This window comes from Pseudazoarcus sp. NS36 (assembly GCF_059703705.1).
Map to the genome: position 1 here is coordinate 82,100 of NZ_BAAKJA010000005.1, position 17,014 is coordinate 99,113.

Annotated in this window: 16 protein-coding genes; 6 read left to right on the top strand and 10 right to left on the bottom strand. The window is 67.5% G+C overall.

Going from position 1 to position 17,014, the window contains the following annotated elements:
• Position 1 precedes the first annotated feature (1 nt).
• Both AC6H0R_RS09105 and AC6H0R_RS09110 read right to left on the bottom strand, forming a co-directional pair.
• Positions 2 to 850 carry a D-hexose-6-phosphate mutarotase gene (locus AC6H0R_RS09105; protein WP_497581050.1) on the bottom strand — a complete coding sequence of 283 codons (849 nt, stop codon included), beginning with the start codon at positions 848 to 850 and terminating at the stop codon, positions 2 to 4.
• 111 nt (positions 851 to 961) lie between these two features.
• A complete protein-coding gene (locus tag AC6H0R_RS09110; protein WP_497581051.1) occupies positions 962 to 3,646 on the bottom strand; it encodes a bifunctional acetate--CoA ligase family protein/GNAT family N-acetyltransferase in 2,685 nt (894 codons plus the stop codon).
• A 104-nt stretch (positions 3,647 to 3,750) separates the two neighbouring features.
• On the opposite strand from AC6H0R_RS09110, the gene AC6H0R_RS09115 reads away from it, so the two are divergent.
• On the top strand, positions 3,751 to 5,208 hold the full coding sequence (locus AC6H0R_RS09115) for an NAD-dependent succinate-semialdehyde dehydrogenase (RefSeq protein WP_497581052.1): 1,458 nt from the start codon (positions 3,751 to 3,753) through the stop codon (positions 5,206 to 5,208).
• A complete protein-coding gene (locus AC6H0R_RS09120; RefSeq protein WP_497581053.1) occupies positions 5,205 to 5,756 on the top strand; it encodes a class I SAM-dependent methyltransferase in 552 nt (183 codons plus the stop codon). Before AC6H0R_RS09115 ends, AC6H0R_RS09120 begins: the two co-directional genes overlap by 4 nt.
• Before the next feature lie 17 nt (positions 5,757 to 5,773).
• Here AC6H0R_RS09120 and mnmH read toward each other — a convergent pair whose 3' ends face one another.
• Positions 5,774 to 6,823 (bottom strand): tRNA 2-selenouridine(34) synthase MnmH, encoded by a 1,050-nt coding sequence (mnmH, locus tag AC6H0R_RS09125; protein ID WP_497581054.1) that lies wholly within the window; start codon positions 6,821 to 6,823, stop codon positions 5,774 to 5,776.
• A gap of 49 nt (positions 6,824 to 6,872) precedes the next feature.
• The gene (locus tag AC6H0R_RS09130) at positions 6,873 to 7,478 is read right to left on the bottom strand and encodes an arylesterase (protein ID WP_497581055.1); all 606 of its coding nucleotides are present in this window, start codon (positions 7,476 to 7,478) and stop codon (positions 6,873 to 6,875) included.
• On the opposite strand from AC6H0R_RS09130, the gene AC6H0R_RS09135 reads away from it, so the two are divergent.
• On the top strand, positions 7,462 to 8,178 hold the full coding sequence (locus AC6H0R_RS09135) for an ABC transporter ATP-binding protein (protein WP_497581056.1): 717 nt from the start codon (positions 7,462 to 7,464) through the stop codon (positions 8,176 to 8,178). The two genes, AC6H0R_RS09130 and AC6H0R_RS09135, sit on opposite strands and share 17 nt — an antisense overlap.
• Here AC6H0R_RS09135 and AC6H0R_RS09140 read toward each other — a convergent pair whose 3' ends face one another.
• From AC6H0R_RS09140 to hpnC, 5 genes are read right to left on the bottom strand one after another with little or no spacing between them, the layout of a single operon-like run.
• Entirely contained in the window at positions 8,179 to 8,535 is a 357-nt protein-coding gene (locus AC6H0R_RS09140) for a YybH family protein (RefSeq protein ID WP_497581057.1), read from the bottom strand. It lies immediately after the preceding gene.
• A gap of 20 nt (positions 8,536 to 8,555) precedes the next feature.
• The gene (locus AC6H0R_RS09145; RefSeq protein ID WP_497581058.1) at positions 8,556 to 9,005 is read right to left on the bottom strand and encodes an OsmC family protein; all 450 of its coding nucleotides are present in this window, start codon (positions 9,003 to 9,005) and stop codon (positions 8,556 to 8,558) included.
• A complete protein-coding gene (gene hpnE, locus AC6H0R_RS09150) occupies positions 9,005 to 10,297 on the bottom strand; it encodes a hydroxysqualene dehydroxylase HpnE (RefSeq protein WP_497581059.1) in 1,293 nt (430 codons plus the stop codon). Before hpnE ends, AC6H0R_RS09145 begins: the two co-directional genes overlap by 1 nt.
• A complete protein-coding gene (gene hpnD / locus AC6H0R_RS09155; protein ID WP_497581060.1) occupies positions 10,297 to 11,133 on the bottom strand; it encodes a presqualene diphosphate synthase HpnD in 837 nt (278 codons plus the stop codon). Before hpnD ends, hpnE begins: the two co-directional genes overlap by 1 nt.
• Complete coding sequence (hpnC, locus tag AC6H0R_RS09160; protein ID WP_497581061.1) at positions 11,130 to 11,960, bottom strand: squalene synthase HpnC; 831 nt, start codon at positions 11,958 to 11,960, stop codon at positions 11,130 to 11,132. Before hpnC ends, hpnD begins: the two co-directional genes overlap by 4 nt.
• A gap of 86 nt (positions 11,961 to 12,046) precedes the next feature.
• On the opposite strand from hpnC, the gene AC6H0R_RS09165 reads away from it, so the two are divergent.
• Genes AC6H0R_RS09165 through AC6H0R_RS09175 form a run of 3 tightly spaced genes read left to right on the top strand, consistent with a single transcriptional unit; the run spans position 12,047 to position 16,259 of the window.
• On the top strand, positions 12,047 to 12,715 hold the full coding sequence (locus AC6H0R_RS09165) for an ABC transporter ATP-binding protein (RefSeq protein WP_497581062.1): 669 nt from the start codon (positions 12,047 to 12,049) through the stop codon (positions 12,713 to 12,715).
• Positions 12,712 to 15,204, top strand: a complete 2,493-nt coding sequence (locus AC6H0R_RS09170) for an ABC transporter permease (RefSeq protein ID WP_497581063.1) — start codon at positions 12,712 to 12,714, stop codon at positions 15,202 to 15,204. Before AC6H0R_RS09165 ends, AC6H0R_RS09170 begins: the two co-directional genes overlap by 4 nt.
• Complete coding sequence (locus AC6H0R_RS09175; protein WP_497581064.1) at positions 15,204 to 16,259, top strand: lipocalin-like domain-containing protein; 1,056 nt, start codon at positions 15,204 to 15,206, stop codon at positions 16,257 to 16,259. Before AC6H0R_RS09170 ends, AC6H0R_RS09175 begins: the two co-directional genes overlap by 1 nt.
• Before the next feature lie 13 nt (positions 16,260 to 16,272).
• On the opposite strand, the gene AC6H0R_RS09180 is transcribed toward AC6H0R_RS09175, so the two are convergent.
• Entirely contained in the window at positions 16,273 to 16,965 is a 693-nt protein-coding gene (locus AC6H0R_RS09180; protein WP_497581065.1) for a Crp/Fnr family transcriptional regulator, read from the bottom strand.
• Between the last annotated feature and the right edge of the window lie 49 nt (positions 16,966 to 17,014).

Genomic DNA, 17,014 nt, shown 5'->3' on the forward strand with positions numbered 1-17,014 from the left:
ATCAGAGTTTGACGAGGGTCTGACGGCCGAACCACGAATCGCCGGCGTCGAGCAGGATCTTGTTGCGCGCAGCGGCCGACTCCACGCACAGGAAATGGCGGAAGCCATTGGGCGGCAGGTCGGCGAACTCCTTGCAGCGGTGTTCCCACGGGTTCCACACCACGACGTCCGGGAAGCCTTCGGTGTTGATGCCGATCGAGCGGTTGCCGTCGCGCAGCAGCAGCGTGCGCTCGACGTCGTGATAGACGCGGTTCACCTCGTCCTCGACGATGATCACGTCGCCGCTGTCGCGCTTGATGCGGTTCTCGTCCGTAGCGTCGCGGTATTCGTAGCCGTTGAGGCCTTCGAGGCGGATGTTCTCGACTTCGCGCACGGCCAGATAGGTGTGCAGCGCGGCAGTGAAGGCGAAGGGCGAGTGGCCGGTGTTCTCGACCTCGAACTCGATGTCGATGCGCTCGCCGCCGATGGCTACCGTCAGTTCGGCCTCGAACATGCCCGGCCACATGGCGCGTGTGCGTTCGTCGTCGGTGAGTTTGAGCGTGATGATGGCGAAGTCGTCGCCACCGCGCTGCTCGGCCAGCGTCCACACCGCGTCGCGCGCAAAGCCGTGCTGCGGCAGCTTGCCGAGCTTGGAGAATTGCGGAAAACACACCGGCACGCCGCCACGGATCGGCGTCTTGCCGTCATACACGGCCTGTTCGGACAGATACAGCTGGTCCAGCCCGTTGGCCGGCGCCCATGACAGCACCTGGCCGCCGAACGGCGACACTACGGCACGTGCGCCGTCGCCTGACAGAACTGTGATGACCGGCTGGCCCTTGAAGGTGGTCTGCTGGATGCTGAACGGCATGGCTTCTCTGTGGTTCCGGTAGGTGCGCAGGGCGCGGATGATACATGGGGAGCGCTGCAGGTCGCGATGAGCGCAGCGAATTGCGACGCACCCGCCGCAGCACAACGCGCCCTAGATTTTGCTTCGCAGATCCAGACTGCCCTGGCGGATCGACGGGTCTTCCGGGTCCGGATGCAGCTCGAAGCCGAGTTTCTCGACGAAATGCAGCATGCGCTCGTTGCTGGCCAGGAATACCCCGTCCATGCGCACGAAGCCGCGCTTGCGAGCGGTGTCGATCAGCAGGTCCATCAGTCGCCGCGCAACGCCACGATGCTGCCAGGCATCGGCGACGACCACTGCAAATTCACAGGAGTCACGATCCGGGTTGGCGGCATAGCGGCACACGCCGATCTGCGTTTCGCGGCCGTTCTCGACGGTGGTGGCAACGAAGGCCATCTCGCGGTCGTAGTCGATCTGCGTGAGGCGGATGACCATTGCAGGCGACAGCTCGCGCACGGTGTTCATGAAGCGCTGGTAGCGCGTCTCGGACGACAGGCTTCGCACGAATTCGGTGGTCAGCGCGGCGTCTTCCGGTCGGATCGGGCGCAGCGTCACCTGCGTGTGGTCGGGCAACTCCCACTCGGTCACGAGGTGTGACGGATAGGGGTGGATCGCCATGTGTTCGTAGCGTCCTTCGGACGGCGCAGCCGGCGAGATCACGATGCGCGCGTCCAGCGCGATGGCGCCGGATTCGTCGACCAGCAGCGGGTCGATGTCGAGCGCGCGGATCTCGGGCAGTTCGCACACCATCTCGGATACCCGCAGCAGCACGTCTTCGAGCGCATCGCGGTTGGCGGCTGGGCGCACGATAGACGCGTCGAGCAGCGGCGCGACCTGGCCAGCCTGCATCAGGTCACGCGCCAGGAAGTCATTGAGCGGCGGCAGCGCGTGCGCCCGTGCGCCACCGGCACGACGGCCGCCTGCGCCCAGCCCGATGAGCGGGCCGAACACGGCGTCGGTGCGCGACGACACCGCCAGCTCACGGCCGTTACTGCGCACCACCATGGGTTCGATGGCAACGCCGTTCAGCCGCGCTTCCGGGGTACTGCCGGAAACGGCTTCCATGATGCCGCGCCAGGCGTTGCGCACGGCGTCGAGACTGGCCACGCCCAGGCGTACACCGCCGGCATCGGTTTTTGAGGGCAGATCCGGCGAGTCGATCTTCATCGCCACCGGCAGGCCGATGGCCTGCGCCAGTTCCACCGCTTCGTCTTCGCTGGTGGCGACGCGCGTGGGCGCCACCGGAATGCCGAAGGCAGCGAGACAGGTCTTGGATTCGGTTTCGGTCAGCACCGAGCGCGCCTCGGCCAGCGCGGCAAGGATTACACGGCGGGCGCTGTCGATGTCCGGCGCGTCCAGATCCGACAGCGGGCCGGGCACCTGCATCAGCAGCTTCTGGTTGCGGTAGTAGGCAGAGATGTGGCTGAACAGCTCGACGGCCGGCTCCGGTGTGCGGAAGGTCGGGATGCCGGCCTTGTGGAAGACGTCGCGGCTCTCGGTCACGTGTTGCTCGCCGACCCAGCAGGTCACCAGCGGCTTGCCGGCATCGCGACCCAGTTCGGCCACGGCACGGGCAACGTGGGTCGGGCGGGTGGTGGCTTGCGGGGAGAGCAGCACCAGCACGCCGTCCACATGCGGGCCGTCGAGCACGGCGCGCAGTGCGTCGCGATAGGTGTCGGCGTCGGCGATGCGGCCGAGGTCCACGGGGTTGCCGCCGTTCCAGCGCTCTCCCAGCAGTGCAGCGAGTTTCTCGCGCGTGGCGGGTGCGAAATCCGATAGTGGAATGCCCAGATCGGCGGCGCGGTCGGCCGCCATGAAGCCCAGACCGCCGCCGTTGGTGACGATGGCCAGCCGGTTGCCGCGCGGGCGGAAATCCGAGAACAGTGCGCCGGCGGCGGCAAACAGTTGATTGAGGTTGTACAGCCGCACCACGCCGCAGCGGCGGATGGCGGCATCGAAGGCCGCATCACCGCCGGCCGGCGTGCCGACCAGCTCGTGAATGGCGGCGGCCACCTGCGGGTTGCGTCCGGCCTTGAGCAGCAGCACCGGCTTCATGCGTGCCGCGGCGCGCAGCGCTGTCATGAAGCGGCGTGGGTCGCGGATGCGCTCGATGTACAGAAAGATGCTTTCGGTGCGCGGATCGGCCACGAGGTAGTCGAGCACGTCGCCAAAATCGATGTCCTGACTCGCGCCCACCGTGGCGACAGCCGAGAAGCCCACGCCGTTGGGAGTGGCCCAGTCCATCACGGCCGTGGCCAGGGCGCCCGACTGCGACAGCAGGCCGATCGAGCCGCTGCGCGGCATGGTGTGGGCGATGCTGGCGTTGAGCCCGATCTCGGGACGGATCACGCCCAGCGCATTGGGGCCGAGCAGACGGATGCCGTGGCGGCGCGCCGCTTCGCGCAGGCGGCCGGCGGCCTCGCGACGCTGTTCGGGCGGATCGACGAAGCCGGCGGGCAGGATGGCGGCGCGGATACCGACCGCAGCGCAGTCGGCGAGCAGATCAGGCACTTCCTCGATCGGCGTGCCGATCACGGCCAGATCGATAGGGCCTTTGGCCTGGGCGAGAGAGCGCACACAGGGCAGGCCGTGCATGCTCGACGTGTCGCTTGCGACAACCGTGATCGGTCCGCGGAAGCGGGCCTGGCGCAGGTTGCGCACGGCAATGTTGGCGATTGAAGCTTCGTCGAAACAGGGGCCGATGACCGCAACGGAGCGGGGCTGGAACAGCGGGGCGAGGTAGTGGGTTTCGTTCATGCGCCGGAAATGATGCAATGCAGCGACCCATGATAGCGGACTCGCGGCCCCGGCGTCGCGGCCCTAGAATCACAGCTTCGTACACGTACCGCAGGAACAAGCCCATGAACGCTCCCGCCCTCTCCATGCTTCTCCGCCAGCAGTCCTACGTGGACGGCGCCTGGATCGATGCCGACAGCGGTCGCCGGTTCGATGTGCGCGATCCGGCCAGCCGCGAAGTCATCGCCAGCGTGCCCGACCTCGGTGCCGCCGAGACCGAACGGGCCGTGGCTGCGGCCGACGCCGCGCTGCCGGCCTGGCGCGCCAGACTTGCGGCCGAGCGCGCAAAGCTGCTGCGCGAATGGTTCCGCCTGATCATGGCCAATGCAGACGAACTGGCCGCCATCATGACCGCCGAGCAGGGCAAGCCGTTGTTCGAGGCCAAGGGCGAGATCGGCTACGCGGCGTCTTTCGTGGAATGGTTTGCCGAGGAAGCGCGCCGTATCGACGGCGACGTCATCCCGACACCGGCGGCTGACCGCCGCCTGATGGTGATCAAACAGCCGGTCGGTGTGTGCGCGGCGATCACGCCGTGGAATTTTCCGTCGGCCATGATCACGCGCAAGGTCGCGCCGGCACTGGCTGCCGGTTGCACCGTGGTGGTCAAGCCGGCCGAGCAGACGCCGCTTTCCGCACTGGCCTTGGCCGCGCTGGCCGAGCAGGCGGGCTTCCCGAAAGGCGTCTTCAACGTCGTCACCGGCGATGCGGCCACCATCGGCGGCGTGCTGACGGCCAGCCCGACGGTGCGCAAGCTGTCCTTCACCGGCTCGACCGAGGTCGGCCGCCTGCTGATGCAGCAGTGCGCGCCGACCATCAAGAAGCTGTCGCTGGAGCTGGGCGGCAATGCGCCCTTCATTGTCTTCGACGATGCTGATCTGGATCAGGCCGTGAAGGGCGCGATCTCGTCCAAGTTCCGTAACACCGGGCAGACCTGCGTGTGCGCCAACCGTCTGTACGTGCAGGCCGGCGTGTACGACGAGTTCGCACGCCGGCTGGCTGAAGCCGTGGCAAAGCTCAAGATCGGCGCCGGCAACTCCGGCACCGTGCACATCGGCCCGCTGATTGACGATGCCGCGGTGGAAAAGGTCGAGTCGCATGTGTCCGACGCGCTGGCCAAGAGTGCGCAGGCCATCCTTGGGGGCAAGCGTCATGCGCTCGGCGGTAGCTTCTATGAACCCACCGTGCTGACCGGCGTGACCAGCGCGATGCGCGTGGCGCGCGAGGAAACTTTCGGCCCGGTTGCGCCACTGTTCCGCTTCGAGTCCGAGGAAGAGGTGGTGCGCATGGCCAATGACACCGAATACGGCCTGGCTGCCTACTTCTTCACGCGCGACGTGGGCCGCGTGTTCCGCGTTTCCGAGGCGCTGGAGTTCGGCATGGTGTCGGTCAATACCGGCGTGTTCTCCAGCGAGGTCTTCCCCTTCGGCGGCATCAAGCAGTCGGGCGTGGGCCGTGAAGGCGCGCGCGTGGGCATCGAGGAATATCTGGAGATGAAGTCGATCTGCATCGGGGGCATCGCGTGAGCGCGGATCACGCAACGCTGGCCGCGCCGTCGGCATGGGTCGCGCGTTTTGCTGCGTTGGTGCCGTCAGGTGCGAGCGTGCTTGACGTGGCCAGTGGGGGCGGGCGCCATGCGCGGCTTTTTGCGGCACGCGGCTGCACGGTCGAGGCGGTGGACCGCGACGCCGCAGCACTCGCGCAACTGCAGGGTGTAGCCGGTATTCACAGTGAGGTGATCGATCTTGAGCAGGAGACGTGGCCGCTGGCTGGCCGCAGCGTTGACGTCGTTGTGGTCACCAACTACCTCTACCGCCCGCACTTCGACGCGCTGCTGGCTTGCGTCGCGACCGGTGGCTGGCTGATTTACGAGACCTTCATGCTCGGCAACGAGCGCTTCGGCAAACCCTCGAATCCGGCCTTTCTGCTCGAGCCGGATGAGTTGCTGCGACGCGTCGCAGCCGGCTTTACGGTGCTGGCCTTCGAGCAGGGTGAAGTCTCAGTGCCCAAGCCGGCAATGATCCAGCGCATTTGCGCGCAGCGCGGCAAAGAGGCGTTACCGCTGATTCCGTAAGTCGCTTCGGGCTGCGCTTACGGCGCGTCCGATGCGATTTGCCGGGCCACGGCCGCGATTCCGGCCGGGCTGAGGTCGTCGCTGACGACCTTGCGAGCATCGGCAAAATTCACGTAGTTGTGGTTTTGCGAGCGTTTGTAGAGCGGGTCGTAGTGCTTGTCGATGAACTCGCCGAAGAGTTCGGGCAGCGCGTGTGCGGCGGCCAGCTCCTTCCAGCGATCCAGCATTTCGTTGCTCTGCAGGCCGCGCAGGCAGTCGATGCGTTGCTGCAGTAGCACAACGTCGTCCCCGAGATAGGCGTAGTCGCGCACTAGGAATTCCAGTCGTGCGTCGCGCGTGGCATCAATGCTGACGCAGGGGGCGGCGCGCATTGCGAGGATCAGAGCTTCGGGCAGGTGGATGCGGCCGATCTTGCGGCTTTCGGCCTCGACATACACCGGGCGCTGCGGGTCGAGCGCCGACAGCGTGGTGAACAACTGCGTTTCGAACAGCTTCTGCGGCGGTTGGTCGCGGTCGGGCAGGGCGCCGAGCACCGAGCCTTTGTGGGCGGCGAGGTCCTCGAGGTCCACGACCTGTTCGCCGAGCCCGGCCAGCGCTTCGAGTACGCGCGTCTTGCCGCTGCCGGTCGGTCCGCCGACGATGCGCAGGTCGAGCTTCTTCGGCAATTCATCCAGTTCCGCGATGACGTGGCGGCGCCAGTTCTTGTAGCCGCCTTCGAGCTGGCAGGCGTCCCAGCCGACCATGCGCAGCCAGGTCACGAAGGCGCCGCTGCGCTGCCCGCCGCGCCAGCAATACACCAGCGGGCGCCAGTTCTTGGGCTTGTCGGCGAACTTGTCGCGCAGGTGATGGGCGATGTTGTCAGCCACCATGGCCGCACCGACACGTCGTGCCTCGAAGGCCGATTGCTGCTTGTAGATGGTGCCGACGATGGCGCGCTGATCGTTGTCCAGCACCGGGCAAGACAGCGCACCGGGGATGCGGTCGTCGTCGAATTCGGCCGGGCTGCGCGCGTCGATGATGTCGTCGAACGCGCCCAGATCGGCGACGGTGGCGGTGCCTTTTTTCATGGCGTGTGTGCGGATGGACAAGGGGCGGATTGTCGCATGGCCCCGCCGGCTATCGCAGCATCGGTTCCAGTTTTGCCCACACCGTATCCAGAATCAGATGCTGCGCTTCGGCCGTAGGGTGAATGCCGTCGGCCAGGAACAGTTCAGGCTTGTCGCCGAAGCCGTCGAGCAGGAAGGGCAGCAGCACGGAGTCGGTGCGTTCGGCCACCTCGCGGAAGGTCTGCGCAAAGCGCCGCGTATAGGCCGGACCGTAGTTGGGCGGCATCTCCATGCCGATCAGCAGCACGCGGGCGCCGGCCTGTTTGGCGGCTGTTATCATCGCTTCGAGGTTTTCGCCCATGATCTGCGGGCGCAGGCCACGCAGGCCGTCGTTGCCGCCCAGTTCCAGCACGAAGACGTCCGGCTTGTGCTGCGCTAGCGCAGCGGGCAGGCGGGTCAGACCGCCGGCCGTGGTCTCGCCGCTGACACTGGCATTGACGACCTTGTGCGGGAACCCTTTCTCCGCCAGCCGCGTCTGCAACAGCACCGGCCATGCTTCGCGCTGTGCGAGCTGGTAGCCGGCCGACAGGCTGTCGCCCCAGATCAGGATGGTGGCGGCCTGGGCGGCGCCCGAAACGATGACGAACAGGAAGATGGCGATGGATCGAAGCAGCATCGAACTGGGTTCTCCGGTGGTTGAAGTGCGCGGACTGGCCAAACACGTGCCGGTCTCGGAAGGCGATGGCGTGCTGCGCATTCTGGACGATATCGCCTTCTCGATCGGCAGCGGCGAGTCGGTGGCCATCGTCGGCGCGTCCGGCTCGGGCAAATCCACACTGCTCGGATTGCTGGCGGGGCTGGATGTTCCAAGCGCGGGTTCGGTCAGCCTCGCAGGCACCTCGATGTTCGCGCTCGACGAGGATGATCGTGCTCAGCTGCGAGCCTCGAATATCGGATTCGTGTTTCAGTCCTTCCAGCTGCTGCCGGCACTGACCGCGCTGGAAAACGTTATGTTGCCGCTGGAACTCTCCGGCGCGCCCGATGCGCAAGGCGTGGCATCGCAGTGGCTTGAGCGCGTCGGCCTGACCGCCCGAAGCAAGCACTATCCCAAGCATCTGTCCGGCGGCGAGCAACAGCGCGTGGCGCTCGCCCGCGCTTTCGCCCCGAACCCCAAGCTGTTACTTGCCGACGAGCCCACCGGCAACCTCGATGCCGCCACCGGCGCGGCCATCATCGAGCTGATGTTCGAACTCAACCGCGCTTCCGGCACCACGCTGGTTCTCGTCACGCACGACGAGGCGCTGGCCGCGCGCTGCGGCCGCGTGCTGCGCATGACGGCTGGGCGGCTGGCCGAGGATGCGCAGGTCGCGGCCTGATCAATCCTCCGGCTTGAGCGGCTCGATCTTGAGTTGATCGAGCTTCCACAGCCAGGTGCCATCGGGTTGGCGGTGGGCGATTTCGGTGGAGATGTTGCCGTTGGGCTGGCGCGAGGTGGTCATTGCCATGTCGCCGTGCACGATGGGCTTCATCTGGCTGACCGGCGGAAACTCACGTTTCTTCGACAGCACACGCGCGTAGAAGGCGCGGATTTGCTCGTGCCCGCTGGCCACCGGTTCGCCTACTGCGAGCACGGCGTCGGCTTCGTACAGTGCGACCAGTCCTTCCACATCGCCTGCGTTGGCGCGTTCGATGAAGAGCCGGGCGAGGTCTTCCGGGTTCTGGGCCTTTTCCATGTGTGTTCCTCCTGAAGCGTTCAGCGCAGCTTGCGGCCTGCGCCGTCGGTGACGCTGACATTTACCGGAATGCCCTTCTGCACGCTCTCCGAGACGGTGCAGAAGGGCTCGAACTGCGCCAGCGCGCGGTCCAGATGATTGAGCGTGCCGGCCTCGGCCGCCAGGCGGATGTCTACGTCGATGGCGGTGATGCGCAGACGGCCGGCCTCATTGCGCTCCACCGTGCATTCGGCGCTGGCGCGGATCGGGCCGGCATCCTGACGGTACTTGGTGAGCGCAAAGAACAGGCTGGCCGAGAGGCAGTAGGCAACGCTGGCGGCGAGCATCTGCTCGGGGGCGGGCGCGGTCTCGTCGCCGATGGGCTGCGGCTCGTCGATGGCAAACGGCGCGAAGGCCGCGCCGAAATCCACTTCGAAGCGGTAGCGGTCGGTCTGCGTGATGTCGATACGGGGTGGATGCGGGACGTCCATCAGGGTTCCTCGGCGAGTGCCGCCGCCGCGGCCGCGCAGCCCGAGCGTACCGCGGATTCCAGCGTAGCCGGGTAGGGCGAGTCCAGATAGTCGCCGGCCAGCCACAGGCCCGGCAGCGGCGTGCGCAGGCCGGGGCGGGCGAGGGCTGGCGTGCACGCGAAGGTCGCGCGTTTTTCGGTGATGGTCATGCTCCAGTTCGGTGCCGACAAGCGGATTCGCAGCTGGCGTTCGAGTTGCTGCAGCACGGCCGTCTCCAGCTCCTCGCGCGTCAGCTCGCCATGCGGGCCACTGGCGCTGATCACGCAGGCGATCAGGCCGGCCTCGCCATCGAGCGCGCCACGATCGAAAGCCCACTGCGCAGGGCCGTCGGTGAGGCCGATCATGGGGGCGGGCAAGCTCACCCCATCGCCGAGCGCGAGATAGACGGTGGTGATCGGCTCGTGACGCAGCGCATCGATTACCTCGGCCTGTGCCTCACACCCGGCCGAGCGCAGCAGGGCGCCCGCGTGGTAGGGCGCGGTGGCGAGTACGACCTGGTCATAGCGGCGCTTTTCGGATGAGTCTCCGGCCAGCACGAAGCCGTCTTCGCCCTGTGTGATGGCGCTGATGGTAGTGCCGGTTTCGAGCCGGCCGCGTCGCGTGGCCAGATAGCGCGCGGCCTGCACCGGAAACAGCTCGGTCAGGTCGGTGCGCGGGATCAGCAGTTCGCTGGCCGAGGCGTTCGAGCTCAGGCTGTCGCGCAGCACATTGGCGAAGATCTGTGCCGAGGCTTCTTCGGCATGGGTGTTGAGGGCGGCCACGCACAACGGTAGCCAGATCAGTTCCGTCAGGCGTGTGGTCTGCGCGGTGTCGCGCAGCAGTTGCGCCACGCTGAGTTCCGGCTCGATGCTCCAGTTCCGGCGCTTGAGGTGGTTCATCAGCCGCAACATGGCGCGGCGATCCGTCCAGCTCAGGCCTTGCGCGCGCAACAGGCCGACGGCCAGATGCAGCGGGGCAGGCAGCTTCGCTGCGATCAGTCGCAGCTTGCCCGGCGTGACCAGCGTGAGCGGCATGCGCAGCATGGATTTGGGAGACTGACGGGTGATGCGCATCAGGCGCGCCAGTTCCGTGTAGGCGCCGATCAGGATGTGCTGACCGTTGTCGACGCGATGGCCGTCCTTCACCACGACCCGCGCCCGTCCGCCCAGCGTGTGCGAGCGCTCGAACAGCGTCACCTGTGCGCCGCCGCGGGTCAGCTCGACCGCGCAGGCCAGCCCTGCGTAACCGCCGCCGATGACTGCGATCTTCTTCACTAGCGGTTCTTCCAGAAGGCCGAAACGGCCAGTTTGAGCTTCAGGCGCGTGGGCAGCCTCGGCGGATCGCCCAGCACGCGGTAGCCGCCGGCCACGATCTCGTCGAGGAGGCGGTGGTAGATCGCCGCCATGATCAGGCCGGGGCGCTGGGCGCGACGGTCTGCGTCAGGCAGTTCGCCGAGTGCGCGCGCATAGAACTCCTGTGCGCGCTGTGCTTGGAAGGCGAGCAGTCCAGTCATCTGCGGGCTGTTGCGACCGGCCAGGATGTCGTCCTCGGTAACGCCGAAGCGCGCCAGCTCATCCTGCGGCAGGTAGATGCGGCCACGCCGCGCGTCGTCGCCGACGTCGCGCAGGATGTTGGTGAGCTGGAAGGCCATGCCCAGATCGTGCGCGTAGCGCAGCGTGTGGCGGTCGGTATAGCCGAAGATCTCGGCCGAGAGCAGGCCGACCACACTGGCCACGCGGTAGCAGTAGAGCTGGAGCTGGCTGAAGTCGGCGTAGCGGTTCTGCTCCAGATCCATCTCCATGCCGTCGATGATCTCCAGCAGCTGCTCTTCGGGCAGGCGGAATTCGGCCACGATGTCGGCCAGCGCCAGACCGACAGGGTGCTGCGGCGTGCCGGCATACACGCGGGCGATTTCGGCGCGCCATTCTTCAAGCTGGCTGCGCGCGAGTTCGGCGTCGCTCGTTTCGTCGACGACGTCGTCGATCTCGCGACAGAAAGCGTACAGCGCCATGATCGCGCGGCGGCGGGGCGCGGGCAGACACAGGAAGCCGTAGTAGAAGCTCGATCCGCTGGCGGCGGTGCGGCGGCGGCAGTAGTCGTGCGGATTCATGCGGGGGCCTGCGTGAGGGCGCGCCAGCCGAGCAGCGGCCAGTCGAGCTTGCCCAGCGTCGGGCGGTGGCGGAAGACGTCGTAGCGCACCGCGTCGATACGTTCGAGGATGCGCAGGCCGCCGGCCACGATCAGACGCAGTTCCCAGCCGATGCGTCCTGGCAGCGCGCGGGCGAGCGGGGCGCCACGCAGCATCAGCGTGCGCGCACGATGCACCTCGAAGGCCATCAGACGACGCCAGGCCTCGCTGTCGCGGCCCTGCACAAGGTCGTCTTCAGTCACGCCGAAACGTTCCAGGTCTTCCTGCGGCAGGTAGATGCGTGGCTTGGCGATGTCCAGCCCGACGTCCTGCCAGAAGTTGATCAGCTGCAAGGCGGTGCAGATGTCGTCCGAGCGGTTCAGCGACACCGCATCGCGAACGCCATACAGATGCAGCAGCAGGCGACCCACCGGGTTGGCCGAGCGACGGCAGTAGTCGAGTAAATCGTCGTAGCTGGCGTAGCGCGTTTTCACCACGTCCTGAGCAAAGGCGCTGACCAGATCGCGGAAGGGCTGCAGTGGCAGGTCGAACTCGCGCACATTGCGTTCAAGCCGCTCGAACATCGGACGCAGCGCGTCATCGTTGGCCGGCATGCGGAACTCGATGGCGTCGATGCCGGCGTGATACTCCGCGAGCTGTGCCAGCCGCGTGTCGGCGTCGGCGTTGCCCTCGTCGGCCACGTCGTCGGCGCCGCGGGCGAAGGCGTAGATGGCCTCCACCGGCTCGCGCAGGTGCTTCGGCAGCAGCAGGGAGGCGACAGGAAAGTTCTCGTAATGATCGACCGGCATGGCGCGGCGAGTATACGCGAAGGGCGCAGGCCGCCCCATCGTGCGAACATCGGCAACCATCCGCCGCAGCGAGTGTCTGCACGCCCATGCTCGAACTTGTCGATCTGTCCAAATCCCATTCCGCTGGCTCGCCGCTGTTCGCCGGGGTGTCCTTGCGACTTGCGCCGGGCGAGGTGGTAGCCGTGGTCGGCGAGTCAGGCGTCGGCAAGTCCACGCTGCTCAACTGCATCGCCGGGCTGGAGCCGCTCGATGCTGGCGCGATGACGCTGGACGGCGCCGTGCTGCGCGAGCTTGATGAAGATGCCTTCGCCCGTCTGCGGCGGGAAAAGTACGGCTTCGTGTTCCAGGCCTTTCACGTGCTGCCGCATCTGAGCCTGGCGCAGAACGTGGCCTTGCCGCTGTGGCTGCTCGGCGTGTCCGAACGCGAGTCCGCGCAGCGCGCGCGCGACATGCTGGGCCGTGTCGGGCTGGGCGAGCGTGCCGACGACTGGCCGCGCACGCTGTCCGGCGGCGAGTTGCAGCGCGTGGCGATTGCACGGGCGCTGGTGCATGGCCCACGGCTGGTGCTGGCCGACGAGCCGACCGGCAACCTCGATCCCGAACTGGCCGGCAGCGTGATCGAGCTGCTGATCGACGAAGTGCGCAAGGCCCAGGCCATGGCCATCCTCGTCACCCATTCGCTCGACGCCGCACGCCGCGCCGACCGCGTGTTGCGCCTGACGCGCTCCGGGCTGGTGGCGGAAAACCCGGCATGAACACGCCCGCGCTGTTGCGCGTCTTCGTCGCCAGCCTGGCGCGGCGGCGGCTCGCCACGGCGCTGTCGGTGCTGGCGATTGCGCTGGGCGTGGCGCTGGGGCTGGCGGTGCAACTCATCCATGCCAGCGCGCTCGACGAGTTCGGGCGCGGCATGCGTCTGCTGGCCGGGCAATCCGATCTGCAGGCGGTCGGGCCGCGCGGCGGCTTTGATGATGAAACCTATGTGCGCCTCGCGCAGGCTCCGGAAGTGGCCGAGGCCAGCCCGGTGCTGGAGATCGAGGCGCGGCTCGCCGGCCGCGAAGGCAGCCTGCGGCTTTACGGCATCGACGTGTTTCGCGTGGGCGGTACCACGCCGCGGCTGATGCCGCAGTCGGCCGACGGCATCGGGCGGCTGGCGGTACTGGAGCCGGACCGGGTGTTCCTGTCGGCCGCAGCGCGGGCGGAGCTGGGGCTGGAAGCGGGTGACGCGCTGGACGTGCTGTCGGGTATCGAGCGGCGAAGCTTCACGGTGTCGGGCGGCGTGCCGGCCGCCGCGCAGGGCGAAGCCTTTGGCGTGATCGACATTGCCGCTGCGCAGTCGCGCTTTGGCCGGGTCGGCAAACTCACGCGGGTCGATCTGCGGCTGATCTCCGGCCTGAGCGTGGAGGCCGCGCGCGAACGTCTTGCGCCGCTGCTCCCCGCCGGCGTCGAACTGCTCACCCCCGACGAAGGGGCGCAGCAGGCGGCCGGGCTGTCGCGCGCCTATCGCGTGAACATGGCCATGCTGGCGGCCATCGCGCTGCTGACGGGCGGTTTTCTGGTGTTCTCGGCACAGTGGCTGGCCGTGGTACGGCGTCGCAGCCTCTTCGCCTTCCTGCGCGCGATAGGCATGACGCGGGTAATGGTGGTGCGCGGGCTGGTGCTGGAGGGCGCGGTGATCGGCCTGCTTGGCGGCGTGATCGGTGTGGCGCTGGCCCATGCTTTCGCCGCGGCGGCCTTTGCGCTGGTCGGCGCGGATCTGGGCGCGGGCTTCTTCGCCGCGGCAGCGCCGCAGGTCTCGTTCCGCTGGCTGCCGGCGCTGGCCTATCTGGCACTGGGCGTGGTGGTCGGTGCGGCCGGCGCCTGGTTGCCGGCGCGTGAAGCGGTGCGTCGGGCGCCGGCCCGGGCGCTACACGCCGGTGATGAAGCCGAGGCCTGGCGTGGCCAGTCCCGCGGCGGTCTGGCGGCACTGTGTGCCGCGCTGGCCGCCGGGCTGTGCTGGTTGCCTCCGGTCGGCGGTATTCCGCTGGCCGGTTATGCCGCGGTGGCGCTGGTGCTGGTGTCGGCCGTGCTGGCGCTGCCGGCTGTCGTGGTGTGGATGGTTGGCGCGCTGTCGCCGCTGCGCGGGGTCATTGCGCGGCTGGTACGCCTGCGGCTCGCCGCCGCGCCGGGGCAGGCGGTGGTGGCAGGCGCGGGGGTGGTCGCCAGCGTGGCGCTGGCGGTTTCGATGGCGGTGATGGTCAGTTCCTTTCGCGTCTCGCTCGACGACTGGCTGGCGCGCGTGCTGCCGGCCGACGTCTATGTGCGGGCCTCGCCATCCTCGCAGAGCGGCTTCCTGCCACCGGAAGTGGTCCGACGTGTGGCTGGGTTGCCGGAGGTGGCCGCAGTCATTCCCTTGCGTTACGACACGCTGCGCATGGGCGACCGGCGCTTTCCGATGACCCTGATCGCCCGCCCGGCCGAGGGCGGTGCGGCCATGCCGCTGGTGGCGCAGATGGAGGTCGAAGGGCCGACGGTGTGGCTGTCGGAGGCAGCCGCCGATCTGCTTGGACGTGCGCAGGGTGACCGCCTGAGCGTGCCGCTGGCCGGCGGCGAACACGTGTTTGTAGTGGGCGGAGTGTGGCGCGATTACGCACGCCAGCACGGTGCGCTGGTGATCGAACTGGGTGACTGGCAGCGCATCACTGGTGACACGCTGATCAATGACCTGGGCGTGAGTCTGGCGCCCGGCAGCAGTGTTGCGCAGGCGCAGGCGGCGATTGTCGCGGCGCTGGACGGTGCGCCGGTGGAGTTCAACGATGCGGGCAGCATTCGCGCCACGAGTCTGGATATTTTCGACCGTACCTTCCTCGTGACCTGGCTGATGGAGGCGGTGGCGGTGCTGATCGGACTGTTCGGCATCGTTACGACCTTTGCCGCGCTGGCCCTGGCGAGGGCGCGCGAGTTCGGGGTGCTGAGGCATCTCGGGCTGGAGCGCCGCCGCATCGGTTCGCTGCTGGCTGCCGAGGGCGCGCTTACGGCGCTGGCCGGGGTTGCGGCAGGTGTAGCGGCCGGGCTGGCGATCGCGCTGATCCTGGTTTTCGTCATCAATCGCCAGAGCTTCCACTGGAGCATGGATCTGGCCGTGCCGTGGGGCATGCTGGCGGTGTTCGCGAGCGTGCTCGTCACGCTGGCCGCACTGGCGGCGCGCTTTGCCGGCCGCAGCGCGATGCGTCGTGAGGCTGTGCTGGCGGTCAAGGAGGACTGGTAGTGAAGCGTCTGCTTGCGCTGCTGCTCTTGTTGCTGGCGGTGCCACTGCGGGCCGAGTACGCGCCGGTGCTGCCAGGGCTGACGCTTTCCTTCCCGCGTGATTTCGGCGCTCATCCTGAGCACCGCATCGAGTGGTGGTATGCGACCGGCTGGTTGAGCGATGAGGCGGGCGTAGAGCGCGGCTTTCAGGTGACGTTCTTTCGCGTGCGCACGCTCATCGGCGAAGGCGATGCCAGCCGCTTCGCGCCAAGCCAGCTGGTGCTTGCGCACGCCGCGGTGGCGGACCCGGCCGAGGGGCGGCTGCTGCACGCCGAACGCTCGGCGCGCGTCCTGCCGCCTTTGGCCGGAGTGGCGACGGAAACGACGCAGGCCTGGATCGGCGACTGGGTGCTGGCGCTGGACGGCTCAAGCTATCGCACCACCATCCGTGCTGACGATTTTGCTTTTGATCTGGTACTGGAGGCCGATCGGCCTCCAGTACTCAACGGCGAGGCCGGCTACAGCCGCAAGGCGCCCGATCCGCTCAATGCGAGCGGCTATTACAGCCGCCCGCAACTGAGCGTGAGCGGTACGCTGGAACTGCGTGGCGCCGCGCACACGGTGAGCGGGCAGGCCTGGCTGGATCACGAATGGTCGAGCGAAATCCTGCCCGGAGGCGCGCGTGGCTGGGACTGGATCGGCATCAACCTGCATGACGGCGGCTCGCTGATGGCCTTTCGCATGCGCGACGCGGCCGATGGCGCGATGTGGGGCGCGGCGACGCTGGCCGATGCCAACGGCGAGACACAGACCTTCGGGCCGGACGGGGTGAGTTTCACGCCGTTGCGCCGCTGGCGCTCACCGCGCACCGATGCCGACTACGCGGTGGAGTGGGAGGTCGTGGTCGGCGAGCGGCGATTCCGTATCGAACCGCTGATGGACGACCAGGAACTTGACAGCCGCGCCTCGACCGGAGCGATCTACTGGGAGGGCGCGGTGCGGCTGCTGGAAGCGGGCGTGGAGGTCGGGCGTGGCTATCTGGAGATGACCGGCTACCGCGAGCGTTTGCGGATGTAGGGCCGGGCGCCCGCTAGCCGTTGAAGTCGGCCAGTTTCCTGGGGTCGAGCAGCTTCACGTGCTTGCCATGCACATGGATCAGCCCGGCCTGCGACAGCTCGGCAAAGATGCGCGACAGCGTTTCGGGTGTCAGGTTGAGGCGCGATGCAATGGTCTGCTTGGAAGTCGGCAGGTCGAACTCCAGCGGCACTTCGGCGTTCTCGTCGCCGCTGCTTTGTAGCAGATAGCCGATGACGCGCTGCGTGCTCGACTGCAGCGAATAGGTCTCGACATCCTGGATCAGCCCGTGCAGACGCACGGCCATGCCGGCCAGCAGTTTGCGGGCGAACATCGGGTCGCGGTCGATCAGCTCCGACACGATGCCCTGGCCGATGTGCAGCAGGCGCGTGTCGAGCACGGCCTGCGCGAACACCGGATAGGGGCGCTCAAGCAGCATCACGGCTTCGCCGAAGGTCTGCATCGGGTGGATGACCTCGACGACTTTTTCGCTGCCCGCGGGCGAGCTGATGGCGAGTTTGATCTGTCCCTCGATGACGAAATGAAAGCCTTGAGCCTGATCGCCACGGTTGAACAGCACCTGGCCGCGCGGCACGCACAGCTCGCGTGTGTGGCGTGCAACGCCGCTCAGGTCTTCATCCGAGAGCGTCCGGAAGAAGGCAATCTGACGCAGCATCACAGGTGAAATGCAGCTTGTGTTAGGTTTCATGCGTTCGTAGTCGATGGCTGGTTTGATGCAGCCTAAGTCAGCAGTTCAG